This is a genomic window from Xanthomonas sp. NCPPB 1638, assembly GCF_041475635.2.
Lineage (GTDB): Bacteria > Pseudomonadota > Gammaproteobacteria > Xanthomonadales > Xanthomonadaceae > Xanthomonas > Xanthomonas cucurbitae.
Genome location: NZ_CM192984.1, coordinates 419,604 through 444,018, shown reverse-complemented (window position 1 = coordinate 444,018; position 24,415 = coordinate 419,604). Strand labels below are relative to the sequence as shown.

Genomic DNA, 24,415 nt, shown 5'->3' with positions numbered 1-24,415 from the left:
AGCTGCCCCACTGCAAGGTGGAAGTCTTCACGCCGCCAGAAGGTTGCATGTTCGAATATGTTCGAACATGATGAATTGGGTTCGCGACTGGCGTGCCCGGATGGAGGGCAGCAATGGGCGAAACCTACGATCTACTGGTGATCGGCGGCGGCATCAATGGGGTTGGCATCGCCCGCGATGCGGCCGGGCGCGGCTTGTCGGTGTGCCTGTGCGAGCAGGACGACCTGGCCTCGCATACCAGCAGCGCCAGCACCAAACTCATCCACGGCGGCCTGCGCTACCTGGAGCAGTACGAATTCGCCCTGGTCGGCAAGGCGCTGGCCGAGCGCGAAGTGCTGCTGCGGCTGGCCCCGCACATCATCTGGCCGCTGCGCTTCCTGCTGCCGCACCAGCCGCATCTGCGCCCGGCCTGGATGATCCGCGCCGGCCTGTTCCTGTACGACCACCTGGGCGGCAGCAAGCGCAGCCTGCCGCGCTCGCGCCGGCTGTCACTGCGTACGCACCCGGTGGGCGCGCCGCTGCAGGAATCGCTGCGCACCGGCTTCGTGTATTCCGATGCCTGGGTACAGGATGCCCGCCTGGTGGTGCTCAATGCGATGGACGCGGCCAGGCGTGGCGCGCAGATCCACACCCGTACCCGCTGCGTCGGCGCCTGGCGCGATGCCGGGTTCTGGTATGCCGAACTCGAAGACCGCGAAGGCCACCGCCGCACCGTGCAGGCGCGCGCTTTGGCCAACGCGGCCGGCCCGTGGGCGGTGGCGTTCCTGGACAAGGTCGCGGCGGTGCCACACCAGCACGCGCTGCGCCTGGTCAAGGGTAGCCACATCGTGGTGCCCAAGTTGTTCGATCACGACCATGCCTACATCTTCCAGCAACCGGACCGGCGCATCGTGTTCGCCATTCCCTACGAGCACGACTTCACCTTGATCGGCACCACCGATGTCGACTACGAGGCCGACCCCGCCGCGCCGAAGATCGATGCGGCCGAGGTGCAATACCTGTGCGATGCGGCGAACCTGTATTTCCAGCAGCAGATCGGCCCGCAGGACGTGGTGTGGAACTACAGCGGCGTGCGTCCGTTGCTGGACGATGCCGAAGATAACGCCGCCGAGGTGACGCGCGACTATCAGCTGGAAGTGGTCAACGAGGGCGCGCCGTTGCTCAACGTGTTCGGCGGCAAGCTGACCACCTATCGCAAGCTGGCCGAAGAAGCGGTCGACCGGATCACGCAGGCCCTGGGCACCCGCAAGCCGGCATGGACTGCGCGCGGCGAGGCGCTGCCCGGCGGCGAGCAGCGCGACATCGCCAGCCTGCTCGATCGCGTACGCACTGCGCGTCCCTGGTTGCCTGCCGCCACTGCACAGCGCCTGGTGCGCAATTACGGCACCTGCGCCGAACAACTGCTGGGCGCTGCAACCGACCTGGCCGGGCTGGGTACGCACTTCGGCGCAGACCTGTACCAGGCCGAGGTGGATTACCTGCGGCAGCACGAATGGGCGCGCAGCGCCGACGATATCCTGTGGCGCCGCAGCAAACTCGGCTTGCGCATCGATGCGCAAGGCCGCCAGCGTCTTGAGGATTATCTGCAAACGCAGCCGGTGCAGGCCATCGACACCGCCGCAGTTTGAACACACCGCGTTGCCGGCGAGGACGGGTCGTTGCGGCAACGTATCCTGGCGTATTGCCGGCAGTATGACGATCTATGTGGAGGGCACACCCGATGAGCACCAACCAATCTCCCTGCGCACCAGTGCGTACATCACGCAAGCGTGACTGCAACGCGGGCCTGCCCGCATGAACCGTCAATACGTGGGTGAGTTGATTTCCGAAGCGGTGGCGATGCTCATCATCATCGCGCTGGGCGATTCGGTGGCGGCGATGTACGTGCTGTACGACCCCAGCCCGTACCAGAATGCCTACTGGGGGGTGTGCATCGCCTGGGGACTGGCGGTCACGCTAGCCATCTATGTCACCGGCGCGGTCTCCGGCACCCACGCCAATCCGGCGGTGACCCTGGCACTGGCGCTGTTCCGCGACTTTTCCTGGAAGAAGGTGCTGCCGTACTGGATCGCGCAGGTGATCGGCGCCTTCCTGGGCGCGGCCATCGTCTACCAGCTCTACGGGCCGGTGATCGATCACTACAACCAGGTGCAGCAGCTCACCCGCGAAGCCGGCGGTGCCGCTGGCGTGTTCTTCACCGCGCCGGGTCTGGCGGTCACGCCGATGCACGCCCTGGTCGACCAGATCATCATCACCGCGTTCCTGATCTTCGGCATCTTCGCCATCACCGAGCGCTTCAACGAAGCCGCACCCGGCGCCAACTCGGGCGCATTGATGATCGGCCTGCTGGTGGCCACGCTGGGGGCCTCGATGGGATATCTGGAAGCCTGGGCGATGAATCCGGCACGCGATTTCGGCCCACGCGTGTTCGCCTACTTCGCAGGCTGGGGCGAAGCCGCCCTGCCGGCCAAGGACAATTACTGGTGGGTGCCGATCGTCGGGCCGTTGATCGGCGGGCCGATTGGTGCGTTGGCGTATCAGTGGCTGATCCTGCCGTTCCTGCCGGCACGCGTGCGGCACCTGCAAGGCGACGCGCCGCCGCTGGATCCGCACTGATCGCCGAGCCTTGCGGCCCATGAGGCCGCAGCACCCATCGCCGCCGCTGGCGTGCCATGCGTGCAGCGTCCCCGGTTGCACCGACCACTCTCGCCGTGCGGCAACGCCGGCATTGTTCGAGGAATCTTCGATGGAAAAGCACTACGTCCTGGCGATCGATCAAGGCACCACCAGCTCGCGCGCAATGTTGTTCGACCGCCAGGGCAAGGTGGCCGGCGTGGCGCAACGCGAGTTCGCGCAGATTTTTCCGCAGCCGGGTTGGGTGGAACACAACCCGCGCGAGATCATGACCAGCGTCTACACCACCATTACGGAGCTGCTCAACAACGCGCAGATCGATGCGCGTGCGATTTCCGGTATCGGCATCACCAACCAGCGCGAAACCGCGGTGGTGTGGGACAAGGCCACCGGCCAGCCGATCTACAACGCCATCGTCTGGCAATCACGGCAGACCAAGGACATCTGCACCCAGCTCAAAGAGGCCGGGCACGAGCAGATGGTGCGCGACAAGACCGGGTTGCTGATCGATGCGTATTTTTCCGGCACCAAGGTCAAATGGATCCTCGACCATGTGGAAGGCGCGCGTGAGCGCGCCCGCAACGGCGAGCTGGCCTTCGGCACCATCGACAGCTGGCTGATCTGGAACCTTACCGGCGGCAAGGTGCATGTCACCGACTACACCAATGCCTCGCGCACCATGATGTTCAACATCCACACCCTGGAGTGGGATGCCGACCTGCTGCAGATGCTGGACGTGCCGGCACAACTGCTGCCGGAAGTGCGCTCTTCCAGCGAGGTCTACGGCATGACCCAGACCCAGTATTTCTATGGCGAGCAGGTGCCGATCGCCGGCATCGCCGGCGACCAGCAGGCCGCGCTGTTCGGCCAGGCCTGCTTCGAGCCGGGCATGGCGAAGAACACCTATGGCACCGGCTGTTTCATGCTGATGAATACCGGCGACAAGGCGGTGGCCTCCAAGGCCGGGCTGCTGACCACCATCGCCTGGGGCATCGACGGCAAGGTGGAATACGCCCTGGAAGGAGCGATCTTCGTCGCCGGTTCGGTAGTGCAGTGGCTGCGCGATGGTCTACGCATGCTCGGCAAGGCCAGCGACTCGCAGGCCTATGCCGAGCGTGCCGGCGACAACGATGGCGTGTATCTGGTGCCGGCCTTCGTCGGCCTGGGCGCGCCTTACTGGCGCAGCGATATCCGTGGCGCGGTGTTCGGCCTGACCCGTGGCACCAGCAAGGAACACTTCGTGCGTGCGGCGGTGGAGTCGATGGCGTATCAGACCCGCGACGTGCTCACCGCGATGCAGAGCGATTCGGGCATCGAGCTGAAGGAGCTGCGCGCCGACGGTGGCGCCATCGCCAACGACTTCATGGCGCAGTTCCAGAGCGATATCCTCGATGTACCGGTGCTGCGGCCGGAAGTGCCCGAAACCACCGCGCTGGGCGCGGCCTATCTGGCTGGGCTGGCGACCGGGTTCTGGAGCAGCCGCGAGGAAATCGCCAAGCAGTGGGCAGTGGATCGTCGCTTCGAACCGGCCATGGCCGCCGACAAGCGCGAGCAGCTCTATGCCGGATGGCAGCAGGCGGTCGAGGCCACCATGGGCTTCCGGATCAGCTGAGGCGTCATCGAGGCGCTGCGCTGAATCGGCCATTTGTGCAGCTCTCGGCATCGTATGCGTCGAACCATGCGGTCTGAACGAGATTGTCAACACATGGCACACATTCATCCATGAACAGTCGCTAGTCTCACTCGGCGCTCACGCTAGCGTCCGCGCACGGCCGCTGCCGCGCCGCATCACTCCCTGACGACAAGGACTCTTCATGAATCGCAAGAAGGCGTTGTATCTGGCGTTGTTGACTGCAGTTTCCGGCACCGCACTGGCGTCGCCGCCCACCGAAATGGGCGCGGCGCCGGTTGTCGGCACACCACAGGCATCCGCGCTGGGAACCGCGCAACTGCAGTCTGCGCGCTTGCGCGGTGGGATCGTGCCGAGCCGCGTCGTGCAACTCGCCGCTCCCACGCAGGCTGAACTCAGCGGCCTGCACGCGCGCCGCGTCGATCAGGTCAAACATGGTCAACCGTTTCAGATCGGCTTTACGCGGATGGTGGCACAGCCACTGGTGAATCTTTCCAAGCTCGATTGGAAGCTGGCCGGCGATGGATCGCGTGTTGCAACATTCAACGTGAGTTCTGCTCAAGCGGCTGCGCTGCGCGCCTCGCTGGTGCTGCGTGGTGCAGGTGCAACACCGGGCGACCCTTCCAAGGTGACACTGCGTTTCACTGGCGACGATGGCCAGGTATTCGAACAATCCGGTGCCACGTTTGCTGCCAATGGCAAGAACGCAGGTTGGTCGCCAGCGGTGAATGGCCAGAACCTGTTGATCGAGCTGGCGCTACCGGCCGGTCAATACCCCGAAAATTTCAGCCTCTCCATCCCGCGGCTGTCACATCTGGATATCAGCCCCACCGCCAGCACACGCGAGATGATGACCATTGCCGCCGCCAGTACGTCCTGCGAGAACAACGTGGTGTGCCGCGCCAATCCCACGACCGGGTTTACCAACGCCACCAAGGCGGTGATGCGGCTGATCGCCACCAACAACATCGGAACGTTCACTTGCACAGGCACCTTGCTCAACAACAACAATACGCCCAAGCGCTACCTGGTCTGGACAGCGGCGCACTGCATCAATACGCAGGCGGTGGCCGACACGCTGCAGACGTCCTGGTTCTATGAGACAACGAGCTGCAACGGCAGCACCGTTAGCCCACGTGCCACTACCGTGAGCGGCGGTGCAATCCTGCGCCATTTCGACTTGACCCGTGACACTGCATTGCTGGAGCTCAAGAATGCACCGCCAAACGGCGCGTTTTATGGGGGCTGGAGCAGCAAGGCCATCGCTGCGACGGGCACCCCGATGGAGGGCATCCACCACCCGCTGGGCGGCTTCAAGAAATATTCGCTAGGCACCGTTACTGCACTCAATGCGACCTCGGGGGACAATAAGCCGATGAATGGCGTGGTCTGGAGCCAGGGCATCACCGAAGTTGGCTCATCTGGCTCCGGCCTGTTCACCATTGCCGGTGACGGTTCGTATCAGCTGCGTGGCGGACTGTTGGGGGGAGATTCGAGCTGTGAAGCAAAGACCAATCCTGACTACTATTCGCGCTTCTCGGATGTGTATCCGCTCATCTCGACCTACTTCGGCAAGTAAGCGGTGATGGCGCGTGGCAGGCCAGGTGCCTGCCGCGCTGGATTGCTGCGGGGTGCTTTCCGCCTAGAGCGTGTTATGAACTTGAGGCTCGCGCGACTATCGTAAGCAGATGGAGCCACCACGCCCTTATCCGACCGACGTATCCGATGAAGAATGGGCCTTCGCTGCGCCCTACTGGACGCTGATGGATCCGCAGGCACAGCAGCGCAAGTACGACCTGCGCTTGATGTTCAACGCATAGCGCCGGATGGCGCGAGCCGGAGCGCCCTGGCACCTGATTCCCCACGAGTTTCCGCCGTGGGAGGCGTTCTACCAGCAAACCCAACGGTGGTTGCAGGCTGGCTGCTTTGAGGCCATGCTCAACGGCTTGCGTTCGATCTTGCGGGTGGCGCAAGGCACGCAGGGGCAGCCCGGCGCCGTGATCCTGGATGGCCGAAAGCTGCAGTCCACATGCGAAAGCGGACCATGTGCTGGCTACGACGGCTACAAGCGCAAAAGGGGCAGCAAGGTGCACATGGCGGCGGACATGCTTGACCATCTGCTGGCAGTGCAGGTCACCCAAGCCGACGAGCAGGAACGCCCCAAGTGGGAGCGCTGGCGCAGGAAGTTCAGCATGTCACAGGCGCGACGGTAAAACCGGCCTTCGTCGATCGAGGCTACACAGGCGAAGGACCAGCCCAAGCCGCGCAGTGAGGAAGGCATCGAACTGCACGTCTTAAAACTGCCGGAGGACAAGAAAGGCTTTGTATTGCTGCCGCGCCGCTGGGTCGCGGAGCGCAGTTTCGGTTGGGTCAATCGGTCCGACGCCTCGCCCGTGCGATATCCCAACGAGCTGCTGGCGGCGTGTATAGGTGAGGTTGCCGGACGCTTACGGTGGAGGTGCGTGCTTGTCGAGGTAGTCGCCCGGACGCTCTGAGCCATTGGCCTGGGTTACCTGTGCGCCACATCCCGCAGATGAACCATGTGTAATGAATCACGCAGCGCTGCATAAGATTTACGCTTGGCTTGTGTGGGTTTGTTTTTTTTTTACGCAACAGTCGTTTAATTTGCCTATGTCATGATCGATCAGGAATAGAGATGGTTACTAGCAACCTGTCTTCGGTAGCGTCGCACGCTGACACGGGCACCGCCCTGGAATTCACCGACTTGGAATTGGGTCCTGCTGTCCAGGCAGAATCCGTCTCGACCACGCCGCCCGGGGAAACAGCCTTGTCCGCTCTTGGCAGAGCACCTTCCCGGCCGCTGGTTCGAACGCGTACGGACGCATCGTCGCAGCCTCCGCCTGCCAATGTGCCAGGCATGTTGCAACAGCTAGGCGCCTACGGTGGCCCGCTGATGGATGCGGCGGCATCGGGTCTCTCGGTAGCTGCTGCGCGACTGTCCGTCTCGCAGCAGCTACCAGCCAAGCTCACGGGCATCGTCAGCGGTGCACTGTGGGCTGGTGGCGCGGTCGTCAACCAGCTCGGCAACGTGCCTGCCAAAGCGGTGATATCAAGCGCCAATGCGGTAGGCGCTGCCGCTGGCGTACTCAGTTCGCTGGCGACATCGTTGAGCGGAAGCGACAGTAGCCGCGTAGCGTATGCGTCGGCGTCTGCTTGGGCATTGAATGGGGGAGCTAACCTCGTGCGTGCTGCCAGCGACACCGCCGCCGTTATGCCGAGCCGGGTGCTGCAGGGTGTCAGCGGTGCGGCCAATATCGCGGCTGCCGGGCTCGCTGCCGCCGCCACTGCGGCCGCTCAGCAGGACGCGCCGCTCAAGGCAGTCAATCTGGGCACTGCTTCATCCGTGGCATGGGGTGTCGGCGCGGCGGCTGCGTTTGGATCGGCATGGATGGCGGGCCCGCGTGAAGCGCCGTCTGGGGCGGTCAGGTTGCTTGATAGCCGCAGCAGACTCAGCAATTCCGAACAGGGCTCCGAACCACCCGCAGACGTAAGTGCTGCAGTACGCACAGACGAAGATGCTTAGACTCAACTTCCAAGTGCAACACCCCAATGGCAAGTAGGGTATGCACATGTCAAAAAGCTATTTTCATCTGAGTTCAGAAGAGCGCGCGATGCTGCAAATCGAAACCCGACGCGGCCAAAGCTTACGCTCGATCTCCAGGCTGCTAGGCAGAAGCCCGACGTCCCCCCGATTTTGAGTAGCACGCCAGTCTAGAGTCCAATTGCCTACCCCGAAGGAGATTGGACGTGAAGAAGCGTTTTACTGACGAGCAGGTCATCGGCTTTCTGCGTGAGGCCGAAAGCGGCGTGGCGATCAAGGATCTGTGCCGGCGCCACGGTTTCAGCGAGGCCTCGTACTACCTGTGGCGCAGCAAGTTCGGTGGGATGAGCGTGCCTGATGCCAAGCGGCTCAAGGACTTGGAGGCCGAGAACACGCGCCTGAAGAAGCTGCTCGCCGAGCAGGTGTTCCAGAACGATCTGATCAAGGAGGCACTGTAAAAAAAAGGGTCTTCGCGGATCACTGTGGGTGCAATCGAGCATTTTCGGGTAGCGCGGGCAGGAAGCTGGCGATGATCTTGAGCCTCAGGAACTCCTCGTCGCGATAGCCGTAGGCGCTGCGCTGGATGACCCGGATCTTGTTGTTGAGCCCTTCCACCAGGCCGAGGCTGACCTTGTTCTCCGGCCTGCAGTACGCCGCGATGCCGTCCCAGTGCCGCTCGATCATCCCCACGAACGTCTGGTAGGGCACAAGCCGCTGCCAGCGCAGACTCTGCTTCCAGCGCTCGAAGAACTCCCGTGCACCTCGCTCGGTGCGGTAGCTCCACAGCTGCCCGAAGGACTCTTTCAGCAGGTACGCCGTGTTCAGACGTTTGTTGGTCGCCAGCAACTTGGCGAGCGCCTTTCGACCGTCCAGGGTAAGGTTTTCGCGATTGCTCAGCAGGGTGTAACGCTGGCCCTTGATGTAACTGCGATCCTGGCCTTGAAGGCGCTTGTACTCGTCGCGCCGCACCTGATCGAGCGCGTCGGACAGGTGGCGCATGATGTGAAATTTGTCGAACACGATGCTGGCGTTGGGCGCGTTCTTGCCCACCGAGTTGCGAAACGGCCGCCACATGTCCATCACCGCCACGTCGATGCCGGCGCTACGTTTTGGGCCCAATTCGGCGAAGAACTGGTCGATGTCCGCCTCGGTGCGCCCACTGCCGCCGAACCAGATCGGTCGGCCGCGCTCCAGATCGCTGACCACAACGCGGTAGTCATGGCCCTTGTGGATCGCGATCTCGTCGATGCCGATGGCGCGCGGCGCCGGCGTCCCCGCCCGGCGCACCTGCTCGGCCATGTACAGCTTGGACAGCTCCTTGACCGTGCTGTCGTGCAGGCGCTCCAGCTCGGCCACGGCCTTGTGCGTCATGCTTCGGCACAGATTGCCCACATGCAGGGCGAATCGCTCGGTGTAGCGCGGATTTTTGGCCAGCCAGTCCAGCCGCTCTACGTGCACGCCGCCGCACCCCGGACAATCGACACGCCAGCGCTCAAACTCCACGAACAGCATCCAGCCGGCCGCCCGCAAGTCGCGGGCGCGGCACAGGCGCTTGTCGTAGCGGCTGCGACACCGATGGCCACAGTTGGAACACACGGCCGTTTTTTTCGGCGCCGCAAGGTCACGATCCGCGCCTTCGGGGCGCCGAACACGCCCTTGAGCGTGGACTCCGCCGCAAAGCCGGGGAAGGAAAACAACGCGCTCAGCCGACGGCCCGTTTTCATGCAGAACACCGCGTCAAGAAGTCAGCACAGGATGTACCACCTTCTGGGACGGTGGAAAGGGCCTGTTTCCAAGGCTCAACGCAGATTCAGGGGCCTCAAGGCACCCACACGAATCCGCGATGAGCCAAAAAAAATGGTGAGCGCACCGGCACGGCGAGCACTGGTGCGCGAGTGGGTAGGGCGAGGGGCCAGCGAGCGGAGCGCCTTGGCGGCGATGGGTATGAGCGCCAGTGCGCTGCGCCATTGCCCGCGCGAGGATCGCAACGTTGCGTTGCGCGAGCGCATCGTGGAACTGGCGCATCGCCACAAGCGCTACGGCGTGGGGATGATCTATCTCAAACTCCGGCAGGAAGGACGCATCGTGAATTACAAACGTGTGGAGCGGTTGTACCGCGAGCAGCAGCTGCAAGTCCGACGCCGCAAGCGCAAGAAAGTGCCGGTGGGCGAGCGTCAGCCGTTGTCGCGGCCATCACAGGCCAACCAGGTGTGGTCGATGGACGTTGTGTTCAACCGCACCGCCGAAGGCCGGGCGATCAAGTGTCTGGTGATCGTGGACGACGCCACGCATGAAGCGGTCGCCATCGACGTGGAGCGAGCGATCTGCGGGCACGGCGTGACGCGTGTGCTGGATCGGCTGGCCATCAGCCGCGGCTTGCCGAAGGTGATCCGCACCGACAACGGCAAGGAGTTCTGCGGCAAGGCCATGGTCGCCTGGGCGCATGCCCGCGGCGTGCAGCTGCGGCTGATCCAACCCGGCAAGCCAAACCAGAACGCCTATGTCGAATCGTTCAACGGCCGGTTGCGCGATGAATGCCTCAACGAACACTGGTTCCCCACACTGCTGCATGCGCGCACCGAGATCGAGCGCTGGCGACGCGAGTACAACCAGGAGCAACCCAAAAAAGCCATCGGCGGACTGACGCCCTCCGCGTATGCCCAACAGCTGGCCAACAAAGATATCATCAACCCAGGACTCTAGACCCGCCTGCTACTCAGGACGGGGGGACGTCGGGGCGCCAGCGACAGCATCCGATCCTTGCGGTTCAGCGCCTGGATCGCGGTTTTCTCGTCCACGCAGAACACCGCAGCGTGCGCAGGCGGCTGCAGATACATGCCGATCACATCCGCCGCTTTGGTCTCGAAGTCCGGATCGTTGGAGTCTATGTGGGTCTCCAGCCGGTGAGGGCGCACACCATGCTTACGCCCGATACGCTGCACCGTAGAGAACGACACATCGCCCAGTTCGGCCGGCAGCTTGCGATTGCTCCAGTGCGTTGAGCCATCCGTGGAGCTGTGCTTGAGCGTGCGATTGAGCACCCGTGATTCCAGCTTGGCCGTTGGCATCTTGGGTGCACGCCCGGGATGCAAGGACACCAGGCCGGCCAACCCCTGCGCCTGGAACGCGGCAGTCCATTTGGAGACGAAAGCATCGTTACAGGCCAGCTTGCTGCGAGTATCGACCCGACGTTCTCCATCGCCCCGAAGCACGACGTACGACGCGCCAAGGCGGCGCTGCCGTGGGGCATTGCGCATCAATGCATCCAGTTCAGCGCGCTGGTCGATCGTCAGTAGGGATCTTTGCATGCATCTATATCTGGAGACCTCACACCCGATTTCAATGATTCAGCGGATTAGGCAGCCGGCAACGTGGCCAACGGCAGTCCCACGTAATTCTCCGCGATGGTGGCGCGCCCGGCTTCGCTGCCCAGCAGGTAATCCAGCTCGGCGGCGTGGATGCGCGCGGTGAAGGCATCCTCGTTATCGAAGCGGTGCAGCAGGGTGGTCATCCACCACGAAAAGCGCTCGGCCTTCCACACCCGTTGCAGGGCCAGCGCCGAATACTGCTGCAACACCGCTGCGTCGCCCGAGGCCTTCCAGCGCGTGAAAAGTTGCGCCAGCAGGCCGACATCGGCCAACGCCAGGTTCAGGCCCTTGGCGCCGGTCGGCGGCACGATGTGCGCGGCATCGCCGGCCAGGAACAACCGCCCATACTGCATCGGCTCGACGACGAAACTGCGCAGTGGGGCAATACTCTTTTCGATCGAGGGGCCAGTGACCAGTTGCGTGGCCAACTCTGCCGGCAGGCGTGCCCGCAATTCGTCCCAGAACGCCGCATCGCTCCATGCCTCCACCCGTGCATCGGCAGGCACCTGCACGTAGTAGCGCGTGCGCGTGGACGAACGCATCGAGCACAGTGCAAAGCCGCGCGGGTGCCGCGCGTAGATCAATTCATCGTGGACCGGCGGCGTGTCGGCCAGCACGCCCAGCCATCCGAATGGATAGACACGCTCGAACACACGCAAGCGCTCCGATGGAATGCTGGCGCGGCTGATGCCGTGGAAGCCGTCGCAACCAACCACGTAATCGCACGCGATGCGCTGGCGGGTGCCGTCGTGCACGAACTCGACGACGGGGGCATCGCTGTCCAGCGCATGCAGCACGACATCGCCTGCGCCGTAATAGGTAGGGGCGGCGCTGCGTGTGCGGGCCTGCATCAGATCGGCGGTGACCTCGGTCTGGCCGTAGACGGTGACGCCACGCCCGCAGCCGCGCAGCAGGTCGATGCGTTCCCGGCGGCCGTCGACCGACAGCTCGAAACCATGATGCAACAGGCCTTCACGCTGCACGCGCTCGCCCACACCGGCACGCTGCAGCAGTTCCACGCTGCCCTGCTCCAGCACTCCGGCGCGGATGCGCCCCAGCACGTGCTCGGGCGTCTGCCGCTCGACGATGACGGTATCGATCCCGCTGCGCTGCAATAACTCGCCCAGCAACAGACCGGACGGACCGGCACCGATGATCGCAACCTGCGTGCGCATACGCGACTCCTGCCTTGGGAATGACCAGAGCTGCAGTGTCGGTAGCCAGGCGCCTGGATTGAAGGGATGATTGCGGGCAGCCCTTGGACTTTTCGCCGATGCCGACCCGACCACCGCGCAGTACCTCCAGCGTCGCCGTCCCCGCCTACGGGTTGTACGGCGAACACCGCTGCGATCCACCGGAGTGGCTGCATTGGGAGTCGATTGCCGCGCGCAGCCGGCTGCACGACTGGCGTATCGTCCCGCACCGCCATGCCGCGCTGGCGCAACTGCTCTACCTGCAACGCGGGCCGGCGACGCTGCAACTGGATGGGCGCACCCAACGGCTGCGCGGCGCCACGGTGGTGTGGCTGCCGCCGTTGTGCGTACACGGTTTCGCATTCGGCCCGCGTGTGCGTGGGCACGTCATCACCCTGTGCATGCCGCTGGTGCGCCATGCACTCGGCGCCGCCCCGCTGCTGGAACGTGCCATGACCGCGCCTGCCGTGGTGCAGGTGACGCAGGCGCGGGGCTTGCTCGATGCGTTGTTCGCCAGCGTTGCCAGCGATCACGCACACCAGCGCATCGGCTACGAGGCAGCCGTGCAGGCCGCCGCCGCGCAGTTGTTGATCTGGACCGCGCGCGCCGTGCTGGAAGATGCCCACGCCACCAATGCGGAAGGCCCGCAAGGCGATCCCGCGCTGCGCCATCTGCGCGGCTACCAGGCGCTGATCGACCAGCATTACCGCATGCATTGGCCAATGTCCAAATACGCCGACCAACTGGGCGTGACTCCAGGCCATCTCAACGCACTGTGCAAGCGCCTGACCGGCGCCAGCGCGCTGGAATTGTTGCAACGGCGGATCATGCTGGAAGCGCGCCGCAGCTTGCGCTATACCAGCCTGAGCGTGCAGCAGATCGCCGCAGCGCTTGGATTTTTCGATGCTGCCTACTTCAGCCGCTACTTCACGCGGCATGCCGGCTGTTCACCGACACGCTTCCGTGCCGGCGATTGATGCGCGCGCCTGCGCCAGCCGACAACGCCCAGCGCCGCGAGAACACTCCCGCCATGCCGGGACCGGCAACCCGGTCCCGGCCGCGTCCTCAGAACGGGTACTGCGGCACTTCGCTCCTGATCGTCAGCCATTGCCAATGGGTGTACTGCTCCCAATCGGTCGGGCCGCAGACGCTGGTGCCGTTGCCGGAGGCACCGGTGCCTCCGAACGGATTGACCACTTCGTCGGCCACGGTCTGGTCGTTGATGTGCAGCAAGCCGGTGTGCAGGCGTTCGCCGACGGACAGCGCGCGCGAGACCGAGGCGGACATGATGCCGGCAGCCAGTCCGTACTCGCTGCCGTTGGCCAGCGCGACGGCTTCGTCATCGGTATCGAAGACGCAGATATTGATGACCGGCCCGAATACCTCTTCATCGAAGGAGCGGATGCCCGGACGCACGTTGGACAAGACGGTGGCCGCATAGAACAACCCCTCGTGGGTGGCGCCGGCTTCCACCACCGCACCGGCGGCCACGCTGTCGTTGACGATGTCGACCACATGCTGCAACTGACGCTGATCGATGATGGGCCCCAGCGCGACCGTGCCGCTGACCGGATCGCCGACGGGCAGGTGGCGCGCCTTCTCTGCCAGCCGTTGGGTCAGCGCTTCGGCCACGCTGCGCTGTACCAGGACCCGGCCGGTGGCCATGCAGATCTGGCCCTGGTGCATGTAGGCGCCGAAGGCGATGGCCGAGGCCGCGCGGTCCAGGTCGGCGTCGTCGAGCACGATCACCGCATTGTTGCCGCCAAGCTCCAGCGATACCTTCTTCAGGTGGCGCCCGGCCAGCTCGCCGATGCGCCGACCAGCGCCGGTAGAGCCGGTAAAGGCGATCATCGGCACGTCCGGCGACTCCACCAGCGCCTGCCCGATCTGGCCATCGCCAGGCAGGACATGCAGCACGCCCTTGGGCAGGCCGGCCTCTTCCAGCACCTGCGCGATGAGGACACCGCCGGTATAGGGCGTGCGCGGGTCGGGCTTGAGGACCACCGCATTGCCCACGGCCAGCGCCGGCGCGACCGAGCGCAGCGACAGGATCAACGGAAAATTGAACGGCGAGATCACCGCGATCACGACCAGCGGCAGACGGCGGGCCAGACTGAGCTGGCCGGACGTGGTCGGCAACATCTGGCCCGAGGCCTGCAACGGCATGCCGGCCGCCTGCTGCAGGATGACCACCGCTTCATCCACCTCGCGCTCGGCCTTGGGCAGGATGCCGCCGGTCTCGCGCGCGATCAGCAAGGTCGCCTCCGCACGCCGCGCCTGCATCAGCTGCGCCGCACGATGGAAGACCGCTGCGCGCTCACGCGGCGCGGTCGCTGCCCAGGCATGCTGTGCCTGCTTGGCCTGCGCCACGGCGGCAGCCACATCGCTCAGGTCGGCCTTGCCGACCTCGTGCAACACCGCACCGGTGGCGGGTTCCAGCACCGGCAGCACGCCGCCGTTGCCGGGTACCCATTCGCCGTTGAAGAGGCGGCCGTGCCACGCCGGAGTGGCATTCGCCGATGCGACTGCGCTGGGAAGAGCATTCATGGTCTGGTCTCCTGCTGAAACGATGAGGAAGTTGGGTGAGGACGTTACAGGGTGGTGGATGCCAAGCCGCCATCGACCGGCAAGGTGATGCCATTGATCCAGCGCGCCGCATCCGAGGCCAGGAACACGATCGCCTCGGCCACTTCGTCGGCGTAGGCGGGGCGCGTCATGCGCTTGGCATCGGCCTGGACGCGTTCTTCGCCGAGCATGGTGACGAAATCGCCAAGGATCGGGGTAAAGACCGGCCCGGGGGCGACGTTGTTGACGCGTACGCCGCGCTCGGCGAACCAGGGCCGCGATTGCAGCAAGGTCCAGACGATCAGCGCTTCCTTGAAGTATTGGTAGCAGGTGTCGTGCGCGACCGGATGCGCGGCCAGCCAGGCGCTGCCGGCCTCGAAACTCTCGGCGGCGGCCAGCTGCTTGTGCAGATCCAGCCGCTGTGGCCACTCGGCGCCGAGGATGGAGGCCACATTGATGATGGCGCTACCGGAGGCGATGCGCGGCAACAGCGCGTGGCTGAGATGCCGCAGGCCCAGGTAATTGACGCGCGCCACCACGTCCAGCGGCGCGGTCCCGGGCACGCCGGCCACGTTGGCCAGGGCGTCGATGCGGTCCGGCAAGGCCTGCACCAGCGCATTGATGGACGCCGGATCGCCGAGGTCGGCCTGATGGAAGCCGTGCAGGGTCATCTGCACCGGCGTGCGATCCACGCCGATCACGGTGGCGCCGTGGAACCGCGCCAGCCGCGCGACCTCCGCGCCGATCCCCGACGCCACACCAGTCACCACGATCGTCTTGTTTTGCAAGGTCATTGCCACTCTCCGAAAAAGCCGGCTGCGCCGACGCGGAACCACGGGAAGGGATTGCCAGTGAAGATGTGACCGGCAGCGATGCTGTCGCCCGCAGCGGCGGGCGACCGTGCAGCTGCGCGCAGCACAGGTATGGGTGTTCTGCAATAAGGCCCGGCCAGGGCCTGATCGGCGCGGTTTACGCCGGGGTGGGACGGTCCAGACGGTCCAGACGGTGCAGTGCGCGCAGCAATGGCGCCTCGCTGGAACCGAGCGCGGCGCTGAGCTGCTGCTCCATACGCAGCACCTGCGCCTCGGCCTCGGTAAGCAGGGCCACGCCGGCAGCGGTCAGCGACAGATGCTGCATGCGCCGGTCCTGGCGACCACGTACCTGCCGCAGCAGGCGGCGCTTGACCAGCCGCGCCACCACGATCGCCAGGTTGGGCGGCGATACGTGCAATACATCGCCGATCTGACGCTGGTTGATGCCGGGATTGCCATCCACCAGCATCAACAGCGAGAAGTCCACCGGCTTCAGGTCGAACGCGGCCACGCACTCCTGAAACATCCGCCGCACCATCAATTCGGTGCGGGTGATGCGATAGCCCAACAGCCGGAGCAGACGCGCCTGGTCCACTTCGGTGATGGCGTCGGGCAATGGGAGGACAGCGGCGGTGGCAGACATGGCGATTCTCGCAACAAAGGCAGCTGGCGGAGCGTTGCGCGCGCTGCGCCCCGTCCGCAACGCCGATCCCCGGCGTGCGCCCGATTGTAGACGCCACCCGACAGCGCGCGGTGGATGAGCCTGCCACCGGTGCAGGTAGGTTGTGCACAGGCGCCCCATTTCCGCGCTGGCTAACAGCGCGTGACCCCGCCCACACGCGCTGCGCCAGCACGACGGCATGCGAGACACGGCAGGGATCCAGGCACGGCTTGGACATGGGGGAGTATCGGCAATTGATTACGTCATGGAATAGTTATCGATCATAACTACATTGCCAAGCTGCAACGCAACATGGTCGCGCTCGCTGACGGCGGACGGTTCAGGCGCCTGTGGTGTGTACGGCACGGCTGGAGCGAGGTACGCGAACGCCGGCGACCGCCTGGCGCCGCTGCATGGCGGCCAGCCCCATGCCCGCTCAGGGCAACCAGAGTTTTTCGAGATCGCGGAAGCCCCAGTCGGCGGGGCTTTCCATCTGCACAATGCGGTCCTGGCACTCCGGCCGCGACAGGTCGATGTCCTGCAGCAGCACGTGGCTGCGCAGCCTGGCCGAGTAGAACACCCGCACCTTCGGCTTGAGCAGGGCGCCGGGCGCCTGCTCGATCACTACGGCCAGCTTCTGCGACTCCAGACGCACCAGCGAGCCGACCGGGTAGATGCCGAGCCGGCGGACGAAAGCCTGGAAGATCACCGGATCGAAGTGGCCCTTCCAGGAGGCCATCTGCTTGAGCGATTCGGCCGGATCCCAGCCGCGCTTGTAGGGACGGTCGGAGCTGATCGCATCGTACACATCGCACACCGCGCCCATCCGTGACATCAGCGAGATGCCCTCACCGACCAGGCCATTCGGATACCCGCTGCCGTCCATCTTCTCGTGGTGATGCAGTGCGATTTCCAGCACCACCGCATTCTGCACGCCGCCGGCCAGCAGCAGGCGGTGGCCATCCAGCGGATGCTGGCGCATGACCTCCATCTCTTCGCTGGTGAGCCGCCCGGGTTTGTTGAGAATGTCCAGCGGCGTCACCGCCTTGCCCATGTCGTGCAGCAGGCCACCCATGGCCGCCTCCACCACCTGTGCCTCCGGCAGGCCAAGCTGCCGGCCCAATCCGCTCATCAACCCGGCCACGGCCATCGAATGCAGATAGGTGTAGTCATCGGCGGTCTTGAGCCGCGCCACGCTAATCAAGGCCTGCGGGTGGCGCAGGACCGAGGCGTTGATGGCTTCCACCAACGGCATCGCCGCCTCGGTGTCGACGGTGCGCCCGAGCCGCACGTCGCGGAACATCGCCTCCACCGTGTCGCGGCCATCTTCGACGATGCGCCGCGCACGCACCACTTCGGCCTCGATGCCGACCTGCGCGGTCACGCCATTGGTACGGGCGGTGCGGGTGGACGGCGGCTCCGGCGGCGGCTCCGGCATGGCGGCAGGCGCCTGCTCCACCGGCTCCTGGACGGGCTGCGCCCCGCTCTCCACATCCAGGCCGCGCGCGGTGTCGATCACCAGTTGTTCGATGCGACTGGAATGGATCCTGTCCACATCCTCGGAATCGACCAGGAAGGACGTTTTCCAGAATGGATGGTGCACCCACGCACCCAGCAACTTGTAGACATACATGCCGGGCCGCAGTTGGTCGGAGTCGATGGTTCTGAGCATGCCGGCGCCGGTGTGCACGATGTCCAGGAAGAAGCCGCCACGGACATGGCGGTCTTCCCGGTTATCGGCAGGTGGGGTGTTTTCTTTGGTCGGTCACTGCGCACACCGGCGCCCGCGCGCGCGGCGGTTCAGCGCACCGGCAGGCGCATCGCCAGCACCGCTGCGGCAGCAAGCAGCACCGGCACCGCGCACGCCAGGTACAGCGCCGCCGGGGACCAACCCGCGTCCAGCAGGACCCCAGCGCATAGGGGCGAGGCGATGGCGCCCAGGCGCCCCACCCCGATCGCCCAGCCCAGGCCGGTGGAGCGCACCGCTGCATCGAAGACGACCGGGGCAACCGCATACAACCCACCCATCGCCGCCGTCATGGCGGCACCGGTCAGGAGCGCGGCCACGAACGCCCGGCTCAACACCGTGCTGTACACGCCGAATGCCAGCAGTGCCAGTGCCGACAGCAACAGCGCCGCGACGGTCAGCCGCGACAGCCGCGCGCGCAAGGCCAGCCAACCGAACACCGTGCCCCCGGCAATGCCTCCCAGGTTCAGCAACACGCCGCCGGCCAATCCCTGCGCCGCCGACAGGCCTGCAGCCACCAGCAATTTGGGGGTCCAGCTCATCACGAAGTAGAACGTGAACATCAGCAGGAAAAATGCCAGCGCGATCAGCAACGACCGCCGCCACAGCCCCTCCACGAACAACGCCACATACCCGTGCCCCTGACCGGATGCCCGTGGCGGCGGCAGCGGTAGCGTCTCCTGCGGCGGCATCCCCATGCGCGCCAGTGCGGCATTGAAGCGCGCCAATGCATCCGGCCGTCGGCGTACGACCAGGAACTCCAGCGATTCGGGCAGCAGCGCCAGCACCAGCGGCACGCAGAGCAACGAGCCGACCGCACCGAGCACGAACACCGCCTGCCAGGACCACTGCTGCAGCAGCAGTCCCGCGATCGCGCCGCCCAGCGTGGCGCCGAGCGGATAGCCCGTGGCTTGCAGCACCGTGGCGGTGGTCCGCCAGCGCGCGTTCGAGTACTCGGCTGCGGTGACCGCCACGCAGGCCAGCATGCCGCCGATTCCCAGGCCGGTGAAGGCGCGCAGGGCGGCCAGCTGCCAGGCATCGATCGCCAGCGCCGAGGCGCCCATGCCCACGGTCAGGATCGCCAGGCAGATCAATGTCAGCGCGCGACGTCCGATCCGATCGGCCAGGGGTGCGAGCAGCAACGACCCCATCGCCATGCCGACCAGCCCCGCACTGAAGAGGATTCCCAGCAGCTTGCCCGACAGCTGCCACTGCGCCGAGACATGCGGTGCAGTGAACGCCATCGCCATCACATCGAAGCCGTCGAGCATGGTCAGCACCACGCACACCGCCACCGCCCTCCACTGGAATGGCGTCATGTGCTGCAGCGCGAAGTGCCCGGCTGCGGAAGTACTGTGCGACATGGAATGTTCCTGTGCGGGTGACGGAAGGGAGCACGACGCGCAGCGGTTGCGGGCTCGCCGTACCGCCGCGGCACGCACTGCAACGGGCATACGCATTGCTGCACACCACGGCAGGCACGCTAGGGCGAATGCGCCGGCGCTTCAAGGCACTTTCGAACGCTGCCGTGCGTTTATCGAACGCACGGCAGCGTTCGCCCGATGGGTGCGCGCGGATCGGTCCACATCGGCAAGGGTCTGCTGCTGCCATGCGGCCACGATGCAGCAGGCTTCTGCCGCAATCGCATGGCCGGCCGCCATTGCATTGGCGAAGCAAGAAGGCATCGTGCGATCCGGCTATCGCCTGCAGCCGAGCGCGCCGACCGCACGGGTATCATGCGTGTGTGCCTGCACTGGGCAGCACGCTGACCTGCCGGAGATTGCCGTGACCGCGATTCGTTCCTTCCTGGACCACGCCCCGCAACTGGGCGCACGCGTCTATATCGACCCGGCCTGCACCATCATCGGTAAGGTGAGCCTGGGCGACGATGTGTCGGTGTGGCCCGGCACGGTGATCCGCGGCGACGTCAATCATGTGCAGATCGGCGCACGCACCAATGTGCAGGACGGCACCATCATTCATGTCAGCCACCACAGCCCGTTCAACCAGGCCGGCTACCCGACCGTGATCGGTGCCGACGTCACTGTGGGCCACGGCACCATTCTGCATGCCTGCACCATCGAGGACCTGTGCCTGATCGGCATGGGCGCTTGCGTGCTCGATGGTGCCACCGTCAAACGCTACGGTTTTGTCGGCGCCGGTGCAGTGGTCGGCCCGGGCAAGGTGGTTGGCGAGGCCGAGTTGTGGCTGGGCAATCCGGCCCGCCTGGCACGCACGCTCAGCGACAAGGAAATCGAAAGCCTGCATTACTCCGCCCAGCATTATGTGCGGCTCAAGGACCAGTATCTGGGGATGCACGGCGGTTGATCGCGGCCGCGCAACGGCCTGCCGTCAAGGCCGGGTTGCATGCTCCAGCGCAGCGAGCACGCGCAACGCCTGGCCGCGCGAGCTGCCGCACATCCGCGGCGAAGGCCGCAGGTTGCTGCAGACGGCCGGCCGCTTCGGCGAGCCGAACAAGCGGCAGCCCAGTTGCGGGTCCAGCGCCGCACGCTGGCTGAAGCCTGGCCACGGCTTCGGCGAACGCCGCGACCACGACAGCGTGCGGCGGCGAGTGCTACGGTGGCCGCTCGCCGGATCGCAACGCTGACGGTTGCAGCAGTAACAGTCCTGGCGCGGTCTAATTGCCAGCCACCGCTCGCCTTTGTCGTCGAATCTGCCATGCCCGAATACCGCTCCAAGACGTCCACCCACGGCCGCAACATGGCTGGCGCACGCGCACTCTGGCGTGCCACCGGCATGCAGGATGGCGATTTCCACAAGCCCATCATCGCCATCGCCAATTCGTTCACCCAGTTCGTGCCCGGGCATGTGCACCTCAAAGATCTCGGACAGCTGGTCGCGCGCGAGATCGAGCGTGTCGGCGGGGTCGCCAAGGAGTTCGACACCATCGCGGTGGACGACGGTATCGCGATGGGCCATGACGGCATGCTGTATTCGCTGCCCAGCCGCGAAATCATCGCCGATTCGGTCGAATACATGGTCAACGCACATTGCGCCGATGCGCTGGTGTGCATTTCCAATTGCGACAAGATCACCCCCGGCATGTTGATGGCCGCGCTGCGGCTCAACATCCCGACCGTACTCGTCTCCGGCGGCCCGATGGAAGCCGGCAAGACCAAGCTGGCCGAACATAAGCTCGACTTGATCGATGCGATGGTGATCGCCGCCGACGACAGCGCCTCCGACGAAAAAGTGGCCGAGTTCGAACGCAGCGCCTGCCCCACCTGTGGCTCGTGCTCGGGCATGTTCACCGCCAATTCGATGAACTGCCTGACCGAAGCGCTGGGGCTGTCGCTGCCGGGCAACGGCACCGTGGTGGCCACGCACGCCGACCGCGAACAATTGTTCCTGCGCGCCGGCCGTGTGGCGGTGGAACTGTGCCACCGCTGGTATGGCGGCGAAGATCCCACTGCCTTGCCGCGCGGCATCGCCACCTTCGAAGCGTTCGAAAACGCGATGACGCTGGATATCGCCATGGGCGGTTCCACCAACACCATCCTGCACCTGCTCGCCGCCGCGCAGGAAGGCGAGGTGCCGTTTGGCATGCGCGATATCGACCGCCTGTCCAAACGCGTGCCGCAGCTGTGCAAGGTGGCGCCGAATACGCCGAAATACCATATCGAAGACGTGCATCGCGCCGGCGGCATCATGGCCATTCTTGGCGAGCTGGCACGCGGCGGCTTGCTGCACACCCACGCCGCCACCGTGCATGCGCGCACCCTCGCCGATGCCATCGCGCAATGGGACATCACCCGGACTGACGACGAGAACGTGCACACGTTCTACAAGGCCGGCCCGGCCGGAATTCCGACGCAGATCGCCTTCAGCCAGGCCACGCGCTGGGACACGCTGGATGCCGACCGCAGCGAAGGCTGCATCCGCGATGTGGCGCATGCGTTCTCGCAAGAAGGCGGCCTGGCCGTGCTGTACGGCAATATCGCCCGCGACGGCTGCGTGGTGAAAACCGCCGGCGTGGACGAATCCATCCACGTCTTCGAAGGCAACGCCCGCGTCTACGAGAGCCAGGATGCGGCGGTCAAGGGCATCCTGGCCGACGAGGTGGTCGCCGGCGACGTCGTGGTCATCCGCTACGAAGGCCCCAAGGGCGGCCCGGGCATGCAGGAAATGCTCTACCCCACCAGTTACCTGAAATCCAAAGGCCTGGGCAAGCAGTGCGCCCTGCTCACCGACGGCCGCTTCTCCGGCGGCACCTCGGGCCTGTCGATCGGCCATGCGTCGCCAGAAGCCGCTGCAGGCGGTGCGATCGGCCTGGTCCGCGACGGCGACCGCATCCGCATCGACATCCCGCAACGTGGCATCAACCTGCTGGTGTCCGAGGCAGAACTCGCCACCCGCCGCGCCGCGCAGGATGCCAAGGGGTGGAAACCAGTCGAGCTGCGTCCACGCAAGGTCACCACCGCGCTGAAGGCGTATGCGCTGCTGGCGACCAGTGCGGACAAGGGCGCGGTACGCGACAAGGCGCTGCTGGATGGGTGAGACAGCGAGACCATGGGCCATTGCGCCTTCATCTTCACCGATGTAACCCATCTGCCTGCTCACAAGGTTGGACGACAGCGCCAGCATCGACGTTCTGCTCGCCTGGCGCGATCAGACAGCTGGTCGCTTGTGTGCAGGAAACTGCCGTTTCCAAATGTAGGGCGATTGCCGATACTAGGCACCACACCGCGCACTCGAGCGTTGCAGTAGACGTCAGGCAACCGAGATATCCAGATGAATCACGACTTCCAACTTGTCATGTCTCCGCTTCGCCAAACAATCACCGATCAAGGGCATTGCGTTCGCCTGGAGATCTATCGCGGCGTCGATACCGAGTGGACCCTTGAGGCCGTGGATGAATTCGACAATTCCACCGTGTGGGACGCGTTGTTTGCGACAGACCAGGCCGCGCTGGATGAGGCGCTGCGCACCATTGCCGATGAGGGTATAGCGTCGCTCATTGGCTCTCCCAGTGACAGCGATCAGTAATGCGACCGTCGCCATGAGCATCAACATCGATACATTGACCGAAGCCGAGCTGGTCGACCTCAATCACCGGGTGGTTGAAAGACTGCGGTTTTTACAGAGTGCGCGGGATCATGCAACCATGCTGCGCTTCAGCATCGGTGATCGCGTCACGTTCGAGCCGGACCTGCGCGGCCCAATCTTTGGCGTCATCACTCGGTACAACAAGAAGTCGGTGTCCGTGCTGACCGACGATGGCCGGCGTTGGACGGTCGCACCAGGCTTTCTCCAGCCAGCCTCGACAAAGAGCGTCAAGGCCTCCAGTACCGGCAGCGTTGTCGCCTTGCGCCCGAAGCCTGACGGCAAGGCCTAGCCACGCGAAGCGGCGTTGCAAGCCTGGGCGATTGCAGCGCCAGAGCGCCTGCGTTCGGTAAGGCATCGCCGTTGTCAGGGGCTACGCAGACTAGCCGGCTCCGGATTGAATCCAGGCTGCGGCAAGTGGTCGCACCGAAGTCCTGGTTGTCGAGCGGTGGGAAGTTGCTCCACATTCCCTACAATGGCACTCGTGCACACCGTCCCCTTCCACCGCAGCTTGTGCCTGCTGGCTTCGCTGGCGATGGTGCTGATCGTCTGCGCGCCGCTGGTGAGCCGCTGGATCTTGCACGGCGCACACGCGGCACCCACTGCGGCGGTTGCGCTGACGCCAGCTCCGCAGGAGGAGCCGGCAGGCGGTGGCACTGGCCACGCGCATCTGCATGCTGGCGCACCGCACACGCACGATGGCGCGGCGCTGCCTGCTGCGCAGGTCCAACAGGGGCACGCACACCACCACCTATCGACGACCCTGCCCGACCTGCCCGTGGCTGACCGGCATGCCGGCCACGAGATGGCGGCCGACTGCGACTATTGCCTGATGGCAGCGCGCCTGCTCAGCCTGTTGGTTGCGGTGCTGCTGGTGCTGCTGACATGGGTGTCGCCTCGCCATCGTCTGCCAGCGGTCGTTGGCCGGCTTGTGCTGGTTCATGCCGGCCATCTGGGCGCACGCGGACCTCCGCTGTCCGCCTGATCGCGCGCCCCGCACTTCCGGGGCGATCTGTTGTGTCGCCGCAATCCGATCACGACGTGATCGGATTCGTTTGCGCATTCCCGCACCCTTTTCGCTCCTCGCCCATGCGGCGGGGCGGCGCTGTTTGCTGCGACCATGAATGACACGGCTCCTCACTGCACCGGCTCAAGTGCCGACCGCCGCCTCGGCAGCTA

The 24,415-nt window shown here is 65.1% G+C and carries 19 protein-coding genes and 4 pseudogenes; 15 read left to right on the top strand and 8 right to left on the bottom strand.

The features are described from left to right. The first annotated feature begins 113 nt into the window (after positions 1-113). From glpD to ACCQ13_RS01755, 8 genes and pseudogenes are all read left to right on the top strand, one after another. Positions 114-1,628: a glycerol-3-phosphate dehydrogenase gene (glpD, locus tag ACCQ13_RS01790; protein WP_104602982.1), complete on the top strand. Its 1,515-nt coding sequence runs from the start codon at positions 114-116 to the stop codon at positions 1,626-1,628. A 166-nt stretch (positions 1,629-1,794) separates the two neighbouring features. Then, the gene (locus ACCQ13_RS01785; protein ID WP_104602981.1) at positions 1,795-2,616 is read left to right on the top strand and encodes an MIP/aquaporin family protein; all 822 of its coding nucleotides are present in this window, start codon (positions 1,795-1,797) and stop codon (positions 2,614-2,616) included. Positions 2,617-2,746: 130 nt separating this feature from the next. Then, a complete protein-coding gene (glpK, locus tag ACCQ13_RS01780; RefSeq protein WP_104602980.1) occupies positions 2,747-4,246 on the top strand; it encodes a glycerol kinase GlpK in 1,500 nt (499 codons plus the stop codon). A gap of 202 nt (positions 4,247-4,448) precedes the next feature. Then, positions 4,449-5,843: a trypsin-like serine peptidase gene (locus ACCQ13_RS01775; protein ID WP_104602979.1), complete on the top strand. Its 1,395-nt coding sequence runs from the start codon at positions 4,449-4,451 to the stop codon at positions 5,841-5,843. Between the two features lie 109 nt (positions 5,844-5,952). Further along, positions 5,953-6,642 (top strand): annotated as a pseudogene (locus ACCQ13_RS01770) (IS5 family transposase); the annotation flags it as partial. A 278-nt stretch (positions 6,643-6,920) separates the two neighbouring features. Further along, complete coding sequence (locus ACCQ13_RS01765) at positions 6,921-7,808, top strand: hypothetical protein (RefSeq protein ID WP_104602978.1); 888 nt, start codon at positions 6,921-6,923, stop codon at positions 7,806-7,808. A 46-nt stretch (positions 7,809-7,854) separates the two neighbouring features. Then, positions 7,855-7,971, top strand: a pseudogene (locus ACCQ13_RS01760) (helix-turn-helix domain-containing protein); the annotation flags it as partial. 61 nt (positions 7,972-8,032) lie between these two features. After that, positions 8,033-8,281: pseudogene (locus tag ACCQ13_RS01755) on the top strand (transposase); the annotation flags it as partial. Between the two features lie 22 nt (positions 8,282-8,303). Here the strand turns inward: ACCQ13_RS01755 and ACCQ13_RS01750 are convergent. Continuing rightward, a complete protein-coding gene (locus tag ACCQ13_RS01750; RefSeq protein ID WP_159406523.1) occupies positions 8,304-9,422 on the bottom strand; it encodes an ISL3 family transposase in 1,119 nt (372 codons plus the stop codon). 255 nt (positions 9,423-9,677) lie between these two features. Here ACCQ13_RS01750 and ACCQ13_RS01745 point away from each other — a divergent pair. Continuing rightward, positions 9,678-10,529: pseudogene (locus ACCQ13_RS01745) on the top strand (IS3 family transposase); the annotation flags it as partial. On the opposite strand, the gene ACCQ13_RS01740 reads toward ACCQ13_RS01745, so the two are convergent. Together ACCQ13_RS01740 and pobA are read right to left on the bottom strand one after the other, a co-directional pair. Beyond that, positions 10,526-11,083: a helix-turn-helix domain-containing protein gene (locus ACCQ13_RS01740; protein WP_146090311.1), complete on the bottom strand. Its 558-nt coding sequence runs from the start codon at positions 11,081-11,083 to the stop codon at positions 10,526-10,528. The pseudogene ACCQ13_RS01745 and the gene ACCQ13_RS01740 sit on opposite strands and share 4 nt — an antisense overlap. Before the next feature lie 98 nt (positions 11,084-11,181). After that, entirely contained in the window at positions 11,182-12,369 is a 1,188-nt protein-coding gene (gene pobA / locus ACCQ13_RS01735; RefSeq protein ID WP_159406522.1) for a 4-hydroxybenzoate 3-monooxygenase, read from the bottom strand. 98 nt (positions 12,370-12,467) lie between these two features. Here pobA and ACCQ13_RS01730 point away from each other — a divergent pair, with 98 nt between their 5' ends. Further along, complete coding sequence (locus ACCQ13_RS01730) at positions 12,468-13,364, top strand: helix-turn-helix domain-containing protein (protein WP_104602974.1); 897 nt, start codon at positions 12,468-12,470, stop codon at positions 13,362-13,364. An 88-nt stretch (positions 13,365-13,452) separates the two neighbouring features. Here ACCQ13_RS01730 and ACCQ13_RS01725 read toward each other — a convergent pair whose 3' ends face one another. From ACCQ13_RS01725 to ACCQ13_RS01705, 5 genes are all read right to left on the bottom strand, one after another. Beyond that, positions 13,453-14,934: a benzaldehyde dehydrogenase gene (locus tag ACCQ13_RS01725; protein ID WP_104602973.1), complete on the bottom strand. Its 1,482-nt coding sequence runs from the start codon at positions 14,932-14,934 to the stop codon at positions 13,453-13,455. A 44-nt stretch (positions 14,935-14,978) separates the two neighbouring features. Next, entirely contained in the window at positions 14,979-15,746 is a 768-nt protein-coding gene (locus ACCQ13_RS01720; protein ID WP_159406521.1) for a coniferyl-alcohol dehydrogenase, read from the bottom strand. Between the two features lie 175 nt (positions 15,747-15,921). Further along, positions 15,922-16,407 (bottom strand): MarR family winged helix-turn-helix transcriptional regulator, encoded by a 486-nt coding sequence (locus ACCQ13_RS01715; RefSeq protein WP_104602971.1) that lies wholly within the window; start codon positions 16,405-16,407, stop codon positions 15,922-15,924. Positions 16,408-16,861: 454 nt separating this feature from the next. After that, on the bottom strand, positions 16,862-18,097 hold the full coding sequence (locus ACCQ13_RS01710) for an HD-GYP domain-containing protein (RefSeq protein ID WP_159406520.1): 1,236 nt from the start codon (positions 18,095-18,097) through the stop codon (positions 16,862-16,864). Between the two features lie 128 nt (positions 18,098-18,225). After that, positions 18,226-19,536, bottom strand: coding sequence for an MFS transporter (locus ACCQ13_RS01705; protein ID WP_104602970.1), 1,311 nt, complete (start codon positions 19,534-19,536; stop codon positions 18,226-18,228). A gap of 421 nt (positions 19,537-19,957) precedes the next feature. Here ACCQ13_RS01705 and ACCQ13_RS01700 point away from each other — a divergent pair, with 421 nt between their 5' ends. The 5 genes from ACCQ13_RS01700 to ACCQ13_RS01680 all read left to right on the top strand — a co-directional run bounded on the left by ACCQ13_RS01700 (position 19,958) and on the right by ACCQ13_RS01680 (position 24,221). Beyond that, positions 19,958-20,500: a gamma carbonic anhydrase family protein gene (locus ACCQ13_RS01700; RefSeq protein WP_104603013.1), complete on the top strand. Its 543-nt coding sequence runs from the start codon at positions 19,958-19,960 to the stop codon at positions 20,498-20,500. A gap of 351 nt (positions 20,501-20,851) precedes the next feature. Continuing rightward, positions 20,852-22,690 carry a dihydroxy-acid dehydratase gene (gene ilvD / locus ACCQ13_RS01695; protein ID WP_104602969.1) on the top strand — a complete coding sequence of 613 codons (1,839 nt, stop codon included), beginning with the start codon at positions 20,852-20,854 and terminating at the stop codon, positions 22,688-22,690. Between the two features lie 234 nt (positions 22,691-22,924). Beyond that, positions 22,925-23,179, top strand: coding sequence for a hypothetical protein (locus ACCQ13_RS01690; RefSeq protein WP_104602968.1), 255 nt, complete (start codon positions 22,925-22,927; stop codon positions 23,177-23,179). A gap of 13 nt (positions 23,180-23,192) precedes the next feature. Continuing rightward, positions 23,193-23,528, top strand: a complete 336-nt coding sequence (locus ACCQ13_RS01685; RefSeq protein ID WP_104602967.1) for a hypothetical protein — start codon at positions 23,193-23,195, stop codon at positions 23,526-23,528. Positions 23,529-23,720: 192 nt separating this feature from the next. Beyond that, on the top strand, positions 23,721-24,221 hold the full coding sequence (locus ACCQ13_RS01680) for a DUF2946 family protein (protein WP_249027624.1): 501 nt from the start codon (positions 23,721-23,723) through the stop codon (positions 24,219-24,221). Positions 24,222-24,415: the final 194 nt, after the last annotated feature.

Bases quoted from the DNA above. Each gene is read 5' to 3' on its own strand.
- ACCQ13_RS01720 (WP_159406521.1), bottom strand. From the start codon at position 15,746: ATGACCTTGCAAAACAAGACGATCGTGGTGACTGGTGTGGCGTCGGGG.
- glpD (WP_104602982.1), top strand. From the start codon at position 114: ATGGGCGAAACCTACGATCTACTGGTGATCGGCGGCGGCATCAATGGG.
- ACCQ13_RS01705 (WP_104602970.1), bottom strand. From the start codon at position 19,536: ATGTCGCACAGTACTTCCGCAGCCGGGCACTTCGCGCTGCAGCACATG.
- ACCQ13_RS01685 (WP_104602967.1), top strand. From the start codon at position 23,193: ATGAGCATCAACATCGATACATTGACCGAAGCCGAGCTGGTCGACCTC.
- ACCQ13_RS01710 (WP_159406520.1), bottom strand. From the start codon at position 18,097: ATGCTCAGAACCATCGACTCCGACCAACTGCGGCCCGGCATGTATGTC.
- ACCQ13_RS01740 (WP_146090311.1), bottom strand. From the start codon at position 11,083: ATGCGCAATGCCCCACGGCAGCGCCGCCTTGGCGCGTCGTACGTCGTG.
- glpK (WP_104602980.1), top strand. From the start codon at position 2,747: ATGGAAAAGCACTACGTCCTGGCGATCGATCAAGGCACCACCAGCTCG.
- ACCQ13_RS01765 (WP_104602978.1), top strand. From the start codon at position 6,921: ATGGTTACTAGCAACCTGTCTTCGGTAGCGTCGCACGCTGACACGGGC.
- ACCQ13_RS01785 (WP_104602981.1), top strand. From the start codon at position 1,795: ATGAACCGTCAATACGTGGGTGAGTTGATTTCCGAAGCGGTGGCGATG.
- ACCQ13_RS01730 (WP_104602974.1), top strand. From the start codon at position 12,468: ATGCCGACCCGACCACCGCGCAGTACCTCCAGCGTCGCCGTCCCCGCC.
- ACCQ13_RS01715 (WP_104602971.1), bottom strand. From the start codon at position 16,407: ATGTCTGCCACCGCCGCTGTCCTCCCATTGCCCGACGCCATCACCGAA.
- ACCQ13_RS01725 (WP_104602973.1), bottom strand. From the start codon at position 14,934: ATGAATGCTCTTCCCAGCGCAGTCGCATCGGCGAATGCCACTCCGGCG.
- pobA (WP_159406522.1), bottom strand. From the start codon at position 12,369: ATGCGCACGCAGGTTGCGATCATCGGTGCCGGTCCGTCCGGTCTGTTG.
- ACCQ13_RS01690 (WP_104602968.1), top strand. From the start codon at position 22,925: ATGAATCACGACTTCCAACTTGTCATGTCTCCGCTTCGCCAAACAATC.
- ilvD (WP_104602969.1), top strand. From the start codon at position 20,852: ATGCCCGAATACCGCTCCAAGACGTCCACCCACGGCCGCAACATGGCT.
- ACCQ13_RS01775 (WP_104602979.1), top strand. From the start codon at position 4,449: ATGAATCGCAAGAAGGCGTTGTATCTGGCGTTGTTGACTGCAGTTTCC.